We start from the raw sequence: 14596 nt of genomic DNA on the forward strand, positions 1-14596 counted from the left end.
TTCCTCGGCGAACTGTTCAGCGCGGGAGACACACGCGGCGCCGACGGGGAAGGGCCGGAGCGAGTGCGGCTGGTGGGCCTTCACGCCGGTGGTGACCTGCCGCGGTGTGCGATGGTGCGGGTCGTCGGCCGCCACCAGTTCGCCACCAGCGGGAAGTGACCCCATGACACACTGCCAGCGTGCCTGAATTCCTCGACACCCTGACCGAACAGCTCGTCGCCGGCGGCCTGACGCTGGGCCTCTTGGGCGGCGGCACCTGGGCTTGGCTGCGGGCGAAGGCCGGCGGCGGCAGCTCCACCACCGAGGCCCCGCCCGAGCAGGAGCCGCGCACCACGACGCGGCCCCCCATCGAGCACACGCCGGCGAAGAAGTCGACCTATGGCGAGCGCACCAAGGGCGCCACCATGGACTTCAACCGGCGCACCGAGCCGTCGGACACCACGACGGCCGGCCCGGGGGTCGACAAGCCCACCACGGGGGAGGGTCCCACCCACCTCAAGGAGCGCCACACCATCCCGCCGATGCCGGTGGGTGGCGACACCGACGTCGCCGAGCGTCCCGACGTGGCCGAGCGGCCGGAGCCGGCCGATCGTGTCGATGCGCCGGCGCCGGGCTCGGCGACCGCACCCACCACCCCTCGCGATGAGGACCGGGCCGAGGCCGATGCGGCGGACGCACCCACCACCGTCGAGGCGCCCCCGAGCGCGGACGGCCGACTGGTCCGCCTGCGGGCACGCCTCTCTCGCTCCAACAACGCGGTCGGCCAGGCGCTGCTGAAGCTGCTGACCTCCGGTGACCTCGACGAGGCCGCCTGGGAGGAGGTCGAGGACACCCTGCTGGCCAGCGACCTCGGCGTGGAGGCCACCACCGAGCTGGTGGACAACCTCCGCAAGCGGGTGCAGGTGGAGAACACCACCGACCCCGAACTGGTCCGCGGCTGGTTGCGCGAGGAGCTGGTGCGCCTGGTGGACCCGACGATGGAGCGCGGCATCGCCGCCACCCGTCAGAACGGCCGACCCTCGGTGGTGCTGGTCGTCGGCGTGAACGGCACCGGCAAGACCACCACCGTCGGCAAGATCGCCCGCGTGTTGGTGGCCGAGGACAAGGACGTCGTGCTCGGTGCGGCGGACACCTTCCGTGCGGCGGCGGCCGACCAGCTGCAGACCTGGGGCGAGCGCGTGGGCGTGCGCACGGTGCGCAGCGAGAAGGAGGGGGCGGACCCCGCATCGGTGGCCTTCGACGCGGTGCGCGAGGGGCTGGAGTCCGAGGCCGACGTGGTGCTGCTGGACACCGCCGGGCGCCTGCACAACAAGGCCGGCCTGATGGACGAGCTGGCCAAGGTCAAGCGCGTGGTGGAGAAGCGCAGTCAGATCGACGAGGTGCTGCTGGTGCTGGACGCCACCACCGGCCAGAACGGCATGAAGCAGGCCGAGGTGTTCAGCCAGGCGGTGGACGTCACCGGCATCGTGCTGACGAAGATGGACGGCACCGCGCGCGGCGGGATCGTGGTCGCGGTGCAGCGCGCGCTGGGTGTGCCGGTGAAACTGGTGGGCCTGGGCGAGGGCGCCGACGACCTGGCGCCCTTCGTGGCCACCGACTTCGTGGACGCCCTGCTCGACTGAGGGGTGGAAGGGGCTGCCTCAGCTCGTGGCGGCAGCCACGGCGAGGGCCAGGGCGCCGGCGAAGCGGGTCTCCCGGTCCTGTGCGCTCATGTCCTTCGACCCGTCGATGAGGTGGTCGCTCACCGTGAGCACCGCCAGTGCCTGCCGCCCGAACTCGTTGGCCACGCCGTAGAGCGCCGCGGCCTCCATCTCCACACCGAGGGTCCCGTGGGCGCGCAGTCCCTCGATCATCCCCGGCACGGTCCAGTAGAAGTGGTCCTTGCTCACGATCGGCCCGGTCAGCACCGAGCCCTCGGTCACCTGGTCGCGGGCGGCCCACGCGGCGGCGGCGAGCTCGAAGCTGGCCGTGGCGGAGAAGTTGATCCCCGGCACGCGGTGCTGGTTCATCATCGAGTCGGTGTGCGCCCCGGTGCCGATGATGACGTCGCCCACCTGCACGCCCTCGGCGATCCCACCGCAGGTGCCCACGCGGATGATCCGCTGCACCCCGTACTCGCGGAACAGCTCGGTGGCGTAGATCGAGGCGCTGGGCTGGCCCATCCCCGAGCCCATCACGCTGAGCGGGTGACTCGTGCCGTCCACCTCGACGGTCCCGCTGAAGCCGAGCATGCCGCGCACGTCGGTCACCAGGCGGGCGTCCGGCATCAGCAGCTGGGCGATGCGCTCGGCGCGCTTGGGGTCGCCCGGCATGAGCACGGCAGGGGCGAAGTCGTCGGGTCCGGCGGCGATGTGGGGAGTCGGCATGGCCCGATTGTGTCAGCCCGTAGAATCGGCCGGGTGTTCAACAGCCTCTCCGACCGCCTGACCCTCACCTTCGGCAACCTGAAGCGCAAGGGCAAGCTCACCGAGTCCGACGTCAATGCGACCGTCCGCGACATCCGGTTGGCCCTGCTCGATGCCGACGTGGCCCTGCCGGTGGTGAAGCAGTTCACCAGTGTCGTGCGCGAGCGCGCGACCGGCGCCGAGGTCTCCCAGGCGCTGAACCCCGCCCAGCAGGTCGTGAAGATCGTCAACGAGGAGCTCGTCGACATCCTCGGTGGCGAGACCCGCACCATCCGCTTCGCCAAGCGCCCGCCGACCGTGATCATGCTCGCGGGTCTGCAGGGTGCGGGTAAGACGACCCTCGCAGGCAAGCTCGGTCACTGGCTGAAGCAGCAGGGCCACACCCCGCTGCTCGTGGCCTGTGACCTGCAGCGCCCGAACGCCGTGAACCAGCTGCAGGTGGTGGGGGAGCGGGCCGGGGTGCCGGTCTACGCCCCGGAGAAGGGCAACGTCTTCGGCCACGACGCCGCGTTGGACACCGGCGAGGGCACCCGTTCCTTCGGCGACCCGGTCGAGGTCGCCCGTCGCGGTGTGGCCCAGGGACAGGCTCGCCAGCACGACGTGGTCATCATCGACACCGCCGGCCGCCTGGCCGTGGACGAGAACCTGATGCAGCAGGCCGCTGACATCCGCGCCGCGGTGAACCCCGAGGAGGTGCTGTTCGTCATCGACGCGATGATCGGACAGGCCGCCATCGACACCGCCATGGCCTTCGACGAGGGCGTGAACTTCACCGGAGTGGTGCTCTCGAAGCTCGACGGTGACGCCCGCGGTGGTGCCGCGCTGTCGGTGGCCTCGGTCACCGGCAAGCCGGTGATGTTCGCCTCTACCGGTGAGCAGGTGAAGGACTTCGAGGTCTTCCACCCCGACCGCATGGCCAGCCGCATCCTCGACATGGGTGACGTGCTCACCCTCATCGAGCAGGCTGAGCAGGCCTTCGACCGCTCGCAGGCCGCGGAGATGTCGCGGAAGTTCATGTCCGACGAGGACTTCACCTTCGACGACTTCCTCGAGCAGATGTCCGCCATCAAGAAGATGGGCAACCTCAAGCAGCTGCTGGGGATGATGCCGGGCATGGGCCAGATGCGGGCCCAGATCGAGGCGCTGGACGAGAAGGAGTTCGACCGCGTCGAGGCGATGGTGCGCTCCATGACGCCCTTCGAGCGCAACCACCCCAAGCAGATCAACGGTTCCCGCCGCGCCCGCATCGCCAAGGGTGCCGGGACGACCGTCTCCGAGGTCAACCAGCTGCTCGAGCGCTTCGGCGCCGCCCAGAAGATGATGAAGCAGTTCAAGAAGGGCGGCGGCATGCCCGGCATGCCCCCGGGGATGGCCGGCATGCCGGGGATGCCCGGCCCCGGCGGGGCCGGTGGCGCCAAGGGCAAGAAGGGCAAGAACCAGCGGTCCAAGGCCAAGTCGGGCAACCCGGCCAAGCGCGCCCAGCAGGAGGCCGCGGAGGCACGGAAGGCCGAGGAGGCACAGCAGCGCCGCTTGGACGAGATGTTCGGGGGCGGCGAGGAGCCCCAGGCACCCAAGAAGAAGTCCGCCTTCGGCGGCCTCGACGCGCTGGCCGGCGGCCACGGCGGGGGACAGGGCTCCTCCGGCGGCGACGCGGGCGCCGGCGGACACGGGCTGCCCGGCGGCGGCCACCCGGGCGCGAAGGGATCGGGCGCCGGGGCGAAGGATGCCGACGACCAGGGCCTGGGGGACCTCCAGCTGCCCAAGGGCTTCGAGAAGTTCCTCGGCGGCGGCGGCCACGGCAAGGGCTGACCCACCCCACCACCGACGAGCCCCCGTTCCTGCACCGCGCAGGAGCGGGGGTTCTGCCGCGCGGGCCGGTGTCCGGTGGTTTCAGGAGGGGGGTTGACGGGGTGCTCCTCGGCGGGGGAGGGTCAACTCCCGGGGCCACATCACGGTGGCGGCCCAGCGGCCGCCAGCGGATCTCCGGGCACGAGGACGCCGAGAGAAACGCGAGGCACCAGCCATGGACACCGCACCCTTCGAGCAGCACGAGTCGACCATCCGCGGCTACTGCCGCGCCTACCCCACCGTCTTCGCCTCGGCGAGCAACGCCCACCAGGTGGCCGAGGACGGCACCCGCTACATCGACTTCTTCGGTGGCGCCGGCGTGCTCAACTTCGGGCACAACAACCCGCGCATGAAGCAGGCGATGATCGAGTTCCTGCAGGCCGACGGGGTCGCGCACTCGCTGGACACGTACACCACCACCAAGCGCGACTTCATCGAGCGCTTCCACGAGGTGGTCCTCGCCCCGCGCGGCATGGACCACCGCATGCAGTTCATGGGCCCCACCGGCTCCAACGCGGTCGAGGCGGCCCTGAAGCTGGCCCGCCGGGCGACCGGTCGCCGCGAGGTGGTGGCCTTCAGTCACGGCTTCCACGGCATGACCCTGGGCTCGCTGGCCGCCACCGCCAACCACGCCTTCCGCCAGTGGGCGGGTGTCCCCCTGACCGATGTGGTGCGCCTCCCCTTCGAGACCGCGCCCGGTGGTGACACCGCCCTAGCGGACTACCGCGCGGCCCTCGGTGACGCCTCCAGCGGCCTCACCCCGCCGGCGGCCTTCCTGGTGGAGCCGATCCAGGCCGAGGGCGGGGTGAACGTCGCCAGCGCTGAGTGGCTGCAGCAGGTGCAGGAGCTCGCGCAGGAGATCGGGGCGCTGTTCATCATCGACGACATCCAGGCCGGCATCGGCCGCACCGGCAGCTACTTCTCGTTCGACGGGATGGGGCTGGACCCGGACATCATCACGTTGGCCAAGGGCCTCGGCGGGTTCGGCACCCCCATCGCCATGAACCTCAACAAGCCCGAGGTGGACGACCACTGGGCGCCGGGTGCGCACACCGGGACCTTCCGTGGGCAGGGACTGTCCTTCACGGCCGGCCGGGTGGCGCTGGGCTACTTCACCGACGACGTCCTCATGGACCAGGTGGAGGCCAGGGGCCAGGTGATGGCCGACCGTCTGGAGAAGATCGCTGCCGCCCACCCGGACCGCGGCTGGGAGGTGCGTGGCCGGGGCATGATGCAGGCGCTGGACACCGGCGACGGCGCCTTCGCCAAGGCCGTCCAGACCGAGTGCTTCGAGCGCGGGCTGCTGATCGGTCCCTGCGGCACCGAGGGGCGCGTCATCAAGCTCATCCCGCCGTTGACCATCGAGGACGAGGTGCTCGCCGAGGGGCTGGACCTCCTCGAGCAGGCCCTCGAGGCAGTCGGAGGTCGATGATGCGCCGCCGTGACGACATGACCTTCGCGCCGGCCGAGTACGAGCGCCGGATCGCCGAGCTGCGCCAGCGCATGGCGCAGCAGGAGCTGGACGTGGCGGTCATCTCCGCCCCGGACAACCTCATGTACCTCACCGACTACCAGACCACCGGCTACTCCTTCTTCCAGGCGCTGGTGGTCCCGCTGGACGCCGAGCCGGTGATGATCACCCGCAAGCTCGAGGAGTCCAACACCATCCACCGCACCTGGGTGGAGCGCACGCGCCCCTACCCGGACACCGGTGACGCCATCAAGACGCTGGTGGACGTGCTGGAGGAGATCGGGCCGAAGGGCGCGCGCGTGGGCTTCGAGCGCAACAGCTACTACTTCCCGGCCTACCAGCAGGACCGCCTCAAGGAGGCCTGGGAGCACGACCTCGTGGACTGCTACGGCATCGTCGAGGAGAGCCGCGTGCGCAAGTCCCCGGCGGAGGTCGAGGTGATGCGGCGGGCGGCCGTGGCAGGTCAGGCCGGCATGGCCGCCGGTCTGGAGGCCGCGGTGCCCGGCGTCACGGAGAACGACGTGGCCGCCGCCATCAGCTCCGCGATGTTCCGCGCCGGTGGGGAGTTCCCCGCCGTCATGCCCTACGTCGCCTCCGGTCCGCGCACGATGATCGGCCACTCCACCTGGGAGGGGCGCACCATCGAGCCCGGGGACCACGTCTTCCTGGAGGTGGGCGGCTGCTACCGCCGGTACCACGCCGCGATGATGCGCACCGCCGTTACCGGGGAGCTCACCGACGCGCTGCACTCGGCCCAGGAGACGATGAAGGACGCTCTGGCCCAGGTGCGTTCCCTCGTCAAGCCCGGGGTCCCGGTGGGCCGCATCGACACCCTGGTGCGCGAGCTCATCGAGGCCAACGACGTCGGGGCCCAGTTCGTCACCCGCGCCGGCTACTCCATCGGCATCGCCTTCCCTCCCAGCTGGGACGAGGGCTACTTCCTCTCGGTGATGGAGCGCGAGGAGCGCCCCCTCGAGGAGGGGATGACCTTCCACATCATCCCGTGGATGTGGGGCGTCGGCGGCACGCAGACAGTCGGCATCTCCGACACCCTCGCCGTCACCGCCGACGGCTGCGAGTCGCTGTTCACGCTGCCCGAGGACTTCACCGTCCACGCGGCCTGACCGCCGGCCCGCCGTCGCACGACGGCGGGCCGCCTGCGCCTGTGAGAGGAGCACCATGACCGTCCTGACAGCCACCGACCCCACCACCGGCCGCGTCGTCCGCGAGGTCCCCGCAGCCGGCCCCGACGAGGTGACCGCCACCCTCGACCGCGCCCAGCAGGCGTTCGCGTCCTGGCGCGAGCGGACCGTCGCCGAGCGGGCTGAGGTGCTGCGCGCCGTCGCCGAGCACCTGCGGGAGCACACCGAGGAGTACGCCCCGCTGATGACCCAGGAGATGGGCAAGCCGATCACCGAGGCCCGCGGCGAGGTCGGCAAGGCCGCGTGGTGCGCCGAGCACTACGCCGAGCACGCTGCGGAGTACCTGGCCGACGAGCACATCGCCTCCGACGCCACGGAGTCCTGGGTGCAGTACCTGCCGCTGGGCCCGGTGCTGGGGATCCTGCCGTGGAACGCCCCGTTCTGGCTGGCGCTGCGCTTCGCCGCACCGGCGCTCATGGCCGGCAACACCTGCGTCATGAAGCACGACCCCCACGTGCCCGGGTGCGCCCAGGCCCTCGAGGCGGCGTTCACCGCCGCCGGGGCGCCCGCCGGGGTCTTCCAGGCCCTGGTGACCACCACCGAGAACACCGAGCGGGCGATCCGCGACCCCCGCACCCGGGCGGTCTCCTTCACCGGCTCCGACCGTGCCGGGGCGATCGTGGCCTCCGTGGCAGCCAGCGAGATCAAGCCCGCGGTGCTGGAGCTCGGCGGCTCGGACCCCTTCATCGTGCTGGCGGACGCCGACCTGCCGCGGGCGGCGAAGGTCGCGGCGCAGTCGCGCATCATCAACGCCGGCCAGTCCTGCATCGCCGCGAAGCGGATCATCGTGGAGGGCTCCGTGCACGACGAGTTCGTGGAGCTGCTCACCGAGGAGCTCGCGGGGCTGGTGATGGGCGACCCGTCGCAGGAGACCACCCAGGTGGGCCCCATCGCCCGGGAGGACCTGCGGGAGAACCTGCACCGGCAGGTGACCGCCAGCATCGAGGCCGGGGCCACCTGCGTGCTCGGAGGAGAGCTGCCCGAGGGCGACGGGTGGTTCTACCCGGTCACCCTGCTCACCGGCGTCGACGACTCGATGACGGTGTGCACCGAGGAGACCTTTGGTCCGGTGGCCGCGGTGGTCGCCGTGGACGACGCCGAGGCCGCGATCGCCCTGGCCAACGACACCCCCTTCGGACTGGGGGCGGCGATCTGGACGGAGACCGGGCGCGGCACGGCGATGGCCCGCCGCATCGAGGCCGGCCAGGTGAGCGTCAACGGCATCGTGAAGACCGACCCCCGGCTGCCCTCCGGCGGCATCAAGCGCTCCGGCTACGGGCGCGAGCTCGGCCCGCACGGCATCAAGGAGTTCGTGAACGCCCAGCAGGTCTGGGTGGGGCCCTCCACCGCCTGAGCAGCGCGCCACCGGCCCCGCGACGGCCTCCGCCCCACCGGGGCGGGGGCCGTCTACGGTGGACCCATGAGCACCGCACAGCAGCCCGTCTGGCACCTCACGGGCCAGGTCATCACCGGCCCCGAGGAGGTCCGCTCCGAGGCGTGGGTGGTCGACGGCCGCCTCACCTTCGAGGCGCCGCCGGCCGCGATGCCGACCGAGCGCCTGGAGGGCTACGTGCTGCCCGGCCTCGTGGACGCCCACTGCCACGTGGGGCTGGAGGCCGATGGGGGAGTGCCGGCCGAGCGGGCCGAGGAGCACGCGGTCTCCGAACGCGAGGCCGGTGCGCTGCTCCTGCGCGATGCCGGCTCGCCGGTGGACACCTCGTGGATCCAGGAGCGCGAGGACCTGCCGCGGCTCATCCGGGCCGGGCGACACATCGCCCGCCCGAAGCGCTACATCCGCAACTTCGCCCACGAGATCGAGCCGGACCAGCTGGTCGAGTACGTCCGTCGCGAGGCCCGCGCCGGTGACGGCTGGGTGAAGCTGGTGGGGGACTGGATCGACCGCGACGCCGGTGACCTGCGACCCCTGTGGCCCGTCGACGTGCTCACCGAGGCGATCGCGGCGGCCCACGAGGAGGGGGCGCGGGTCACCGCGCACTGCTTCGACGAGCAGTCCCTCTTCGACTTCGCCGCCGCCGGGACCGACTGCATCGAGCACGCGACCGGCCTGACGCCGGAGTCGGTGGAGATCTTCGCCGCGCAGGACATCGCGATCGTCCCGACGCTCATCAACATCGAGAACTTCCCGGCCTTCGCAGCGGCGGGCGAGGCCAAGTTCCCCGCCTACGCCGCCCACATGCGCGACATGTTCGAGCGCCGCTTCGAGACCGTCGCCCTCGCACGGGAGGCCGGGGTGCGCATCTACGCCGGGACCGATGCGGGGGGCCAGCTCCCGCACGGCCTGATCGCCCGCGAGGTCGAGGCCCTGATGTCGGTGGGCATGAGCGCTACCGAGGCCATCGGGGCCGCGACCTGGGAAGCCCGGGAGTGGCTGGGCCACGAGGGCCTGGTCGAGGGCGCGAGTGCCGACGTGGTCGTGTACGCCGACGACCCGCGCCAGGACGTGCGGGTGCTGGCGGACCCGCAGCACGTGCTCCTGCGCGGCGCGCGCCACGGTGGCTGAGGCCGCCGCGTTCCCCTCCGGCACCCCACCGCACCAGCTGGTCCGGGCCGGTGACGGGCTGGTGGCCAGCACGCTGGTGCCCGGTGACGAGACCGAGTACGAACTGGCCGTGAGGCACTCCGCTGCCCGCATCGCGCGCTTCAACCCGGTGGACCCGGGGGACTTCCGCGCGCGCCTGGCGCAGCAGTCGAGCGCGCAGCGCATGGTGCTGGTGCGTCTGGAGGACCCGGCGTCGGCCGCCGCTGCGCTCGCCCAGCAGGGCCGATGGGGTGAGGGTCGCCCGGGCTGTGCGCCCGCTGGCGCCCCGCTGCACGGGGTGGTGGCGCGGGTGAACGTCACCAACATCGTGCGGGGGCGCTTCCAGAGCGCCACGCTGGGCTACGACGCACTGGACCCCTGGGCCGGCACCGGGTGGTTCACCCGCGCGCTGCGCCTCGTGGTGGACCTGGCCCTGGCGCCGGCGCGACCGTCCGCGGACCCGGCGGGCCGCGCGGGCTCCGGGGAGACCGGTGGCTTCGGGCTGCACCGGGTGGAGGCGAACGTCCAGCCGCACAACGTCGCCAGCCTGCGGGTGCTGCAGCGGGTGGGCTTCCGGCGCGAGGGGTATGTCGAGCGGATGCTCTTCGTGCCCGGCCCTGACGGTCGGGAGCAGTGGTGCGACCACGTGCTGCACGGCCTGACCCGTGAGGAGTGGCGCACCAACCGGTGAGCAGGACCCCGATTCGGAGTCCTGCTCGGCATCTGGCATCATTGGCCGGTACTCGCTGTGCGCCGGACCCTCTCGCCGACGCATCGCAAGTCCCGGGCGTCTGGAGTCACCGTGACCCCACCGGATGGCCCCCGGACCCCACCCGATACGAATCAGGAGTTCCACTCACGTGGCAGTCAAGATCCGACTGAAGCGCATGGGCAAGATCCGTGCACCGTTCTACCGCGTCGTCGTCATGGACTCGCGCCAGAAGCGCGATGGCCGTGCGATCGAGGAGATCGGTCTGTACCACCCGACCGAGGAGCCCTCGCGCATCGAGATCAACTCCGAGCGTGCGCAGTACTGGCTCGGTGTCGGCGCGCAGCCGACCGAGCAGGTCGCCGCGCTGCTCAAGGTGACCGGTGACTGGGCGACCTTCAAGGGCGAGACCGGTGGTTCCACCGTGAAGCTGGCCGAGGCCAAGCCGTCGAAGCAGGAGCTGTTCGAGCAGGCTCTGAAGGACGCGGACAACGCCCCGGCCGAGGCCCCGACCCCCAAGAAGAAGAAGTCCAAGGCGGACGAGGTCGCCGAGCAGGCCGAGCCCACCACCAAGACCACGGCGGACAAGGCCGACGAGGCCCCGAAGGCCGCCGAGGCCGAGTCCGAGGCAGCTGCCGAGGACGCCAAGTCCGACGCCGAGAACACCCCCTCCACCCAGGAGGGTTGAGGTCGCCGTGCTGACCGAGGCGCTCGACCACCTGGTCCGCGGGATCGTCGACCACGACGAGGACGTCCACGTGACGGCCGTCGAGGGTCGGCGTAGCGAGACCCTCCAGGTGCGGGTGAACCCCGCTGACCTGGGGCGAGTGATCGGACGCAGCGGCCGGACCGCGCGCGCACTGCGCACGGTGGTCCAGGCCCTCGTGGGGGACGACCGTCAGGTGCGGGTCGACATCGTCGACACCGACCGCTCCTGAGCGTCCTCCCCAGCACGGCCCCGCATGATGTGATCGTGGCCCGGTACCTCATCGGTACCGGGCCACGCGCACGTCACGCCCCCTTGCGTCGAGCTCCCGACCCCTGCAGACCCCGAGGACGACATGGCCCAGCACAGCAACCGCGAGCGCGGCAGCATCCCCGAGGGGATGGTGCGCCTGGCCCGCATCGGCAAACCCCACGCGCTCAAGGGCGAGGTCACGGTGCAGTTGCACACCGACGAACCCGAGGTCCGCTTAGCGGTGGGGACGGCCGTGCAGACCGTCCCGGCCGAGGAGGGCCCGCTGACCATCGCCAGCCGGCGGGTGCACCAGGGGGTGACGCTGCTGGGCTTCGAGCAGGTCACCGGCCGTGACGGCGCCGAGGCCCTGCGCGGCGTGGTGCTGGTGGCACCGGCCGACGAGGAGCTCGATGGGGAGGGCTTCTACCCCGAGGACCTCCGCGGCCTGGAGGTCGTGGACGGGCAGGGGGAGCCGCTCGGCGCCGTCAAGGACCTGCACCTGCGCCCCGCTCAGGACCTGCTGGAGGTGACCACCACGGCCGGACACGACGTGCTGGTGCCCTTCGTGGAGGAGCTGGTGCCGCACGTGGACCTCGAGGCCGGGCAGGTCACCGTGACCGCGCCGGCAGGGCTGCTGGAACCGCTGGACTGATGCCCGCCACCTCCTCCGGCCTGCTGCGCCCCCGCGCCGCCCTGCGCATCGACGTCATCTCGATCTTCCCCGAGTACCTGGCTCCCCTGGGGCTCTCCCTCATCGGGAAGGCCCAGCGGGACGGGCTGCTCGAGGTGCACACGCACGACCTGCGTGACTTCACCCACGACCGCCACCGCACGGTGGACGCGACTCCCTACGGTGGTGGCGCCGGCATGGTGATGCGACCCGAGCCCTGGGGGGAGGCCCTGGACCAGGTCCTGGGCAGCGCCCCCGGCCGGACCCCCACGCTCGTGGTGCCCGGGCCGGGCGGGGACCGCTTCACCCAGGCCACGGCACGGGAGCTCGCTGCCCGGGACTGGCTGGTGTTCGCCTGCGGGCGCTACGAGGGGATCGACGAGCGGGTGGTGCTGGAGTACGCCCAGCGCCTCGACCTGCGCATCCTCTCGCTGGGGGACTACGTGCTCAACGGCGGCGAGGTGGCGGTGCTGGCGATGACCGAGGCTGTGGCCCGGTTGCTGCCGGGGGTCATCGGCAACGCGGAGTCCCTGGTGGAGGAGTCCCACGAGGACGGGCTGCTGGAGTACCCCGTCTACACCAAGCCGGCGAGCTGGCGGGGGCACGAGGTCCCGGGGGTCCTGCTCTCGGGGCACCACGGACGCATCGCCGAGTGGCGCCACCAACAGCGCGTCGAGCGGACTGTGGCCCGACGACCTGACATGCTGCGGGTCCCTGCACCCGACGCACCCGCGGGGGACTGACAGGTCCTGCCCGGGCGAGGAGCCCCATGGACGCCGTCAACACCTTCCTCGTGGACGCCGGGGAGGCCATCTGGGTCCCCATGATCCCCATCGTGCTGGTGGCCGGGCTGGTCTTCACCGTGATGACCCGCGGTGTGCAGATCACGATGCTGCCGGCCATGTTCCGCACCCTGCTGGACCCGCCGCTGAAGGACGCCGACGGCGAGGACCGCAGCGTCTCCACCCTGGCGGCCTTCTCCATCTCCGCGGCCGGCCGCATCGGCACCGCCAACATCGCCGGTGTGTCGACCGCGGTCGCGATGGGCGGCGCCGGGGCCGTGTTCTGGATGTGGCTCATCGCCCTGGTGGGCGGGGCGACCGCGTTCGTGGAGTCGACCATCGCCCAGCTGTACAAGGTGCGCGACGGTGACTCCTACCGCGGTGGTGGCGCCGTGATCTACGAGAAGGCGCTGAACAGCCGCGTGGGCGGCATGGTCTTCGCGGTCATGGTGCTCGTCTGCGCCGGCATCTCCTTCAACATGCTCCAGGCCAACACCGTGAGCCAGGCGGTCGTGCAGGCCGTGGGCGACGAGGGCACCTGGGTGAAGTGGGTGACCGCCGGGGTCGTCACGCTGCTGACCGGGGCCGTCGTGCTCGGGGGCGTGCGCCGCATCGGCCGCGTGGCCGAGACCCTGGTGCCCTTCATGGCCGGCGCCTACGTGCTGCTGGGCCTGGCGATCGTCGTGGTGAACTTCGAGCAGATCCCGGCGGTCTTCACCGAGATCATCGGCCAGGCCTTCGGCTTCCGCGAGATCGTGGCCGGCGCCTTCGGCACCATGGTGATGCAGGGCGTCAAGCGTGCGATGTTCTCCAACGAGGCCGGCATGGGCCTCTCGGGCCACGCGGCCGCATCGGCCTCGGTCTCGCACCCGGTGAAGCAGGGTTTCGCGCAGACCCTCGGTGTCTACCTCGACACGCTGATCGTCTGCTCGATCACCGCGTTCATCGTGCTCTCCGCGAACCCGACCCTCGGGGGCCAGACCGCCGGCGTGGAGCTCGCCTACGAGAGCGTGACCACCGCCATCGGGCAGTGGGGCGGACTCGCGCTGGCCGCGATCCTGTTCGTGCTGGCGTTCACCTCGGTGCTGGCCGACTTCTACTACGGCGAGTCCAACATCCACTACCTGACGCGGAACACCACCCTCCACACGGTGTTCAAGGTCATCTTCGTGGCCCTCACCTTCGCCGGCTGCATCATCGAGCCGAAGGTGCTGTGGTCCCTGGCCGACGTGCTCTTCCCCCTGCTGGCGCTGCTCACCATCGGGTCGTTGCTGTTGCTGGTCCCCAAGGCCAGCTGGCTGCTGAAGGACTACCGTCGGCAGCTCAAGGAGGGGGTGGAGCCCACCTTCACCGTCGACCGCATGCCGACCAGCTGGAAGGGCGTCACCGCCTGGGAGCCCGAGGACGCGATGGACCACGCCGATGCGGTGGAGTACCGCCGCGAGCATGGATTGGCCCCCGCGCGCGACTCTGTGGCAGACTGACGCGCTGTCGATCAGCCCGACAAGCCCCTGCCGCAGGGGGGTGGAGCCCCGGGCAGCATGGTCGGCCGAACCCCTTCTGACGAACCACGGCCTGCCGTGGTGACCAGTGAGCGTGACCTGCGCGCACGCCACGGAAAGCGACACGAACATGCACAAGCTCGACTTCGTCGACGCAGCCAGCCTCCGCGACGACATCCCGGAGTTCCGTGCCGGTGACACGATCAACGTCCACGTCAAGGTCATCGAGGGCAACCGCACCCGTACCCAGGTCTTCAAGGGCATCGTGATCCGTCGCCACGGCCACGGTGTGGGTGAGACCTACACGGTCCGCAAGGTGAGCTTCGGCATCGGCGTGGAGCGCACCTTCCCGGTGCACTCCCCGGTGGTGGAGAAGGTGGAGCTGCTGACCCGCGGTGACGTCCGTCGCGCCAAGCTGTACTACCTGCGCGACCTGCGGGGCAAGGCCGCCCGCATCCGCGAGAAGCGCGACAACACCGACGCGAAGGCCTGACCCCCTCCGGCCCCACC

14 protein-coding genes are annotated in these 14596 nt (G+C 71.4%); 13 read left to right on the top strand and 1 reads right to left on the bottom strand.

What is annotated here, in order from left to right:
- The first annotated feature begins 179 nt into the window (after positions 1-179).
- Complete coding sequence (gene ftsY, locus KSED_RS05350; protein WP_015779081.1) at positions 180-1622, top strand: signal recognition particle-docking protein FtsY; 1443 nt, start codon at positions 180-182, stop codon at positions 1620-1622.
- Between the two features lie 18 nt (positions 1623-1640).
- Here the strand turns inward: ftsY and KSED_RS05355 are convergent, their stop codons facing one another.
- The gene (locus tag KSED_RS05355) at positions 1641-2366 is read right to left on the bottom strand and encodes a purine-nucleoside phosphorylase (protein ID WP_015779082.1); all 726 of its coding nucleotides are present in this window, start codon (positions 2364-2366) and stop codon (positions 1641-1643) included.
- A gap of 33 nt (positions 2367-2399) precedes the next feature.
- Here KSED_RS05355 and ffh point away from each other — a divergent pair, with 33 nt between their 5' ends.
- The 12 genes from ffh to rplS all read left to right on the top strand — a co-directional run bounded on the left by ffh (position 2400) and on the right by rplS (position 14579).
- A complete protein-coding gene (ffh, locus tag KSED_RS05360) occupies positions 2400-4214 on the top strand; it encodes a signal recognition particle protein (protein ID WP_015779083.1) in 1815 nt (604 codons plus the stop codon).
- Between the two features lie 214 nt (positions 4215-4428).
- Positions 4429-5685, top strand: coding sequence for an aspartate aminotransferase family protein (locus tag KSED_RS05365; protein WP_015779084.1), 1257 nt, complete (start codon positions 4429-4431; stop codon positions 5683-5685).
- A complete protein-coding gene (gene doeA, locus KSED_RS05370) occupies positions 5682-6848 on the top strand; it encodes an ectoine hydrolase (protein ID WP_237699568.1) in 1167 nt (388 codons plus the stop codon). Before KSED_RS05365 ends, doeA begins: the two co-directional genes overlap by 4 nt.
- Before the next feature lie 55 nt (positions 6849-6903).
- Positions 6904-8280, top strand: coding sequence for an NAD-dependent succinate-semialdehyde dehydrogenase (locus KSED_RS05375; RefSeq protein ID WP_015779086.1), 1377 nt, complete (start codon positions 6904-6906; stop codon positions 8278-8280).
- Between the two features lie 66 nt (positions 8281-8346).
- Positions 8347-9447 carry an amidohydrolase family protein gene (locus KSED_RS05380; RefSeq protein ID WP_015779087.1) on the top strand — a complete coding sequence of 367 codons (1101 nt, stop codon included), beginning with the start codon at positions 8347-8349 and terminating at the stop codon, positions 9445-9447.
- Positions 9440-10156 (top strand): GNAT family N-acetyltransferase, encoded by a 717-nt coding sequence (locus KSED_RS13560; protein WP_015779088.1) that lies wholly within the window; start codon positions 9440-9442, stop codon positions 10154-10156. Before KSED_RS05380 ends, KSED_RS13560 begins: the two co-directional genes overlap by 8 nt.
- A 169-nt stretch (positions 10157-10325) precedes the next feature.
- A complete protein-coding gene (gene rpsP, locus KSED_RS05390) occupies positions 10326-10862 on the top strand; it encodes a 30S ribosomal protein S16 (protein WP_015779089.1) in 537 nt (178 codons plus the stop codon).
- Positions 10863-10869: 7 nt separating this feature from the next.
- On the top strand, positions 10870-11112 hold the full coding sequence (locus KSED_RS05395) for an RNA-binding protein (protein ID WP_015779090.1): 243 nt from the start codon (positions 10870-10872) through the stop codon (positions 11110-11112).
- Positions 11113-11235: 123 nt separating this feature from the next.
- Positions 11236-11784 (top strand): ribosome maturation factor RimM, encoded by a 549-nt coding sequence (gene rimM, locus KSED_RS05400; protein ID WP_015779091.1) that lies wholly within the window; start codon positions 11236-11238, stop codon positions 11782-11784.
- Positions 11784-12545: a tRNA (guanosine(37)-N1)-methyltransferase TrmD gene (trmD, locus tag KSED_RS05405; protein WP_015779092.1), complete on the top strand. Its 762-nt coding sequence runs from the start codon at positions 11784-11786 to the stop codon at positions 12543-12545. Before rimM ends, trmD begins: the two co-directional genes overlap by 1 nt.
- Positions 12546-12571: 26 nt before the next feature.
- Positions 12572-14068, top strand: coding sequence for an alanine/glycine:cation symporter family protein (locus tag KSED_RS05410; protein ID WP_015779093.1), 1497 nt, complete (start codon positions 12572-12574; stop codon positions 14066-14068).
- Between the two features lie 148 nt (positions 14069-14216).
- Positions 14217-14579 (top strand): 50S ribosomal protein L19, encoded by a 363-nt coding sequence (gene rplS / locus KSED_RS05415; protein WP_015779094.1) that lies wholly within the window; start codon positions 14217-14219, stop codon positions 14577-14579.
- The last annotated feature ends 17 nt before the right edge of the window (positions 14580-14596 follow it).

This window comes from Kytococcus sedentarius DSM 20547, assembly GCF_000023925.1.
Taxonomy (GTDB): domain Bacteria; phylum Actinomycetota; class Actinomycetes; order Actinomycetales; family Dermatophilaceae; genus Kytococcus; species Kytococcus sedentarius.

Bases quoted from the DNA above. Each gene is read 5' to 3' on its own strand.
- KSED_RS05355 (WP_015779082.1), bottom strand. From the start codon at position 2,366: ATGCCGACTCCCCACATCGCCGCCGGACCCGACGACTTCGCCCCTGCC.
- KSED_RS05365 (WP_015779084.1), top strand. From the start codon at position 4,429: ATGGACACCGCACCCTTCGAGCAGCACGAGTCGACCATCCGCGGCTAC.
- doeA (WP_237699568.1), top strand. From the start codon at position 5,682: ATGATGCGCCGCCGTGACGACATGACCTTCGCGCCGGCCGAGTACGAG.
- KSED_RS05375 (WP_015779086.1), top strand. From the start codon at position 6,904: ATGACCGTCCTGACAGCCACCGACCCCACCACCGGCCGCGTCGTCCGC.
- KSED_RS05380 (WP_015779087.1), top strand. From the start codon at position 8,347: ATGAGCACCGCACAGCAGCCCGTCTGGCACCTCACGGGCCAGGTCATC.
- rimM (WP_015779091.1), top strand. From the start codon at position 11,236: ATGGCCCAGCACAGCAACCGCGAGCGCGGCAGCATCCCCGAGGGGATG.
- trmD (WP_015779092.1), top strand. From the start codon at position 11,784: ATGCCCGCCACCTCCTCCGGCCTGCTGCGCCCCCGCGCCGCCCTGCGC.
- KSED_RS05410 (WP_015779093.1), top strand. From the start codon at position 12,572: ATGGACGCCGTCAACACCTTCCTCGTGGACGCCGGGGAGGCCATCTGG.
- rplS (WP_015779094.1), top strand. From the start codon at position 14,217: ATGCACAAGCTCGACTTCGTCGACGCAGCCAGCCTCCGCGACGACATC.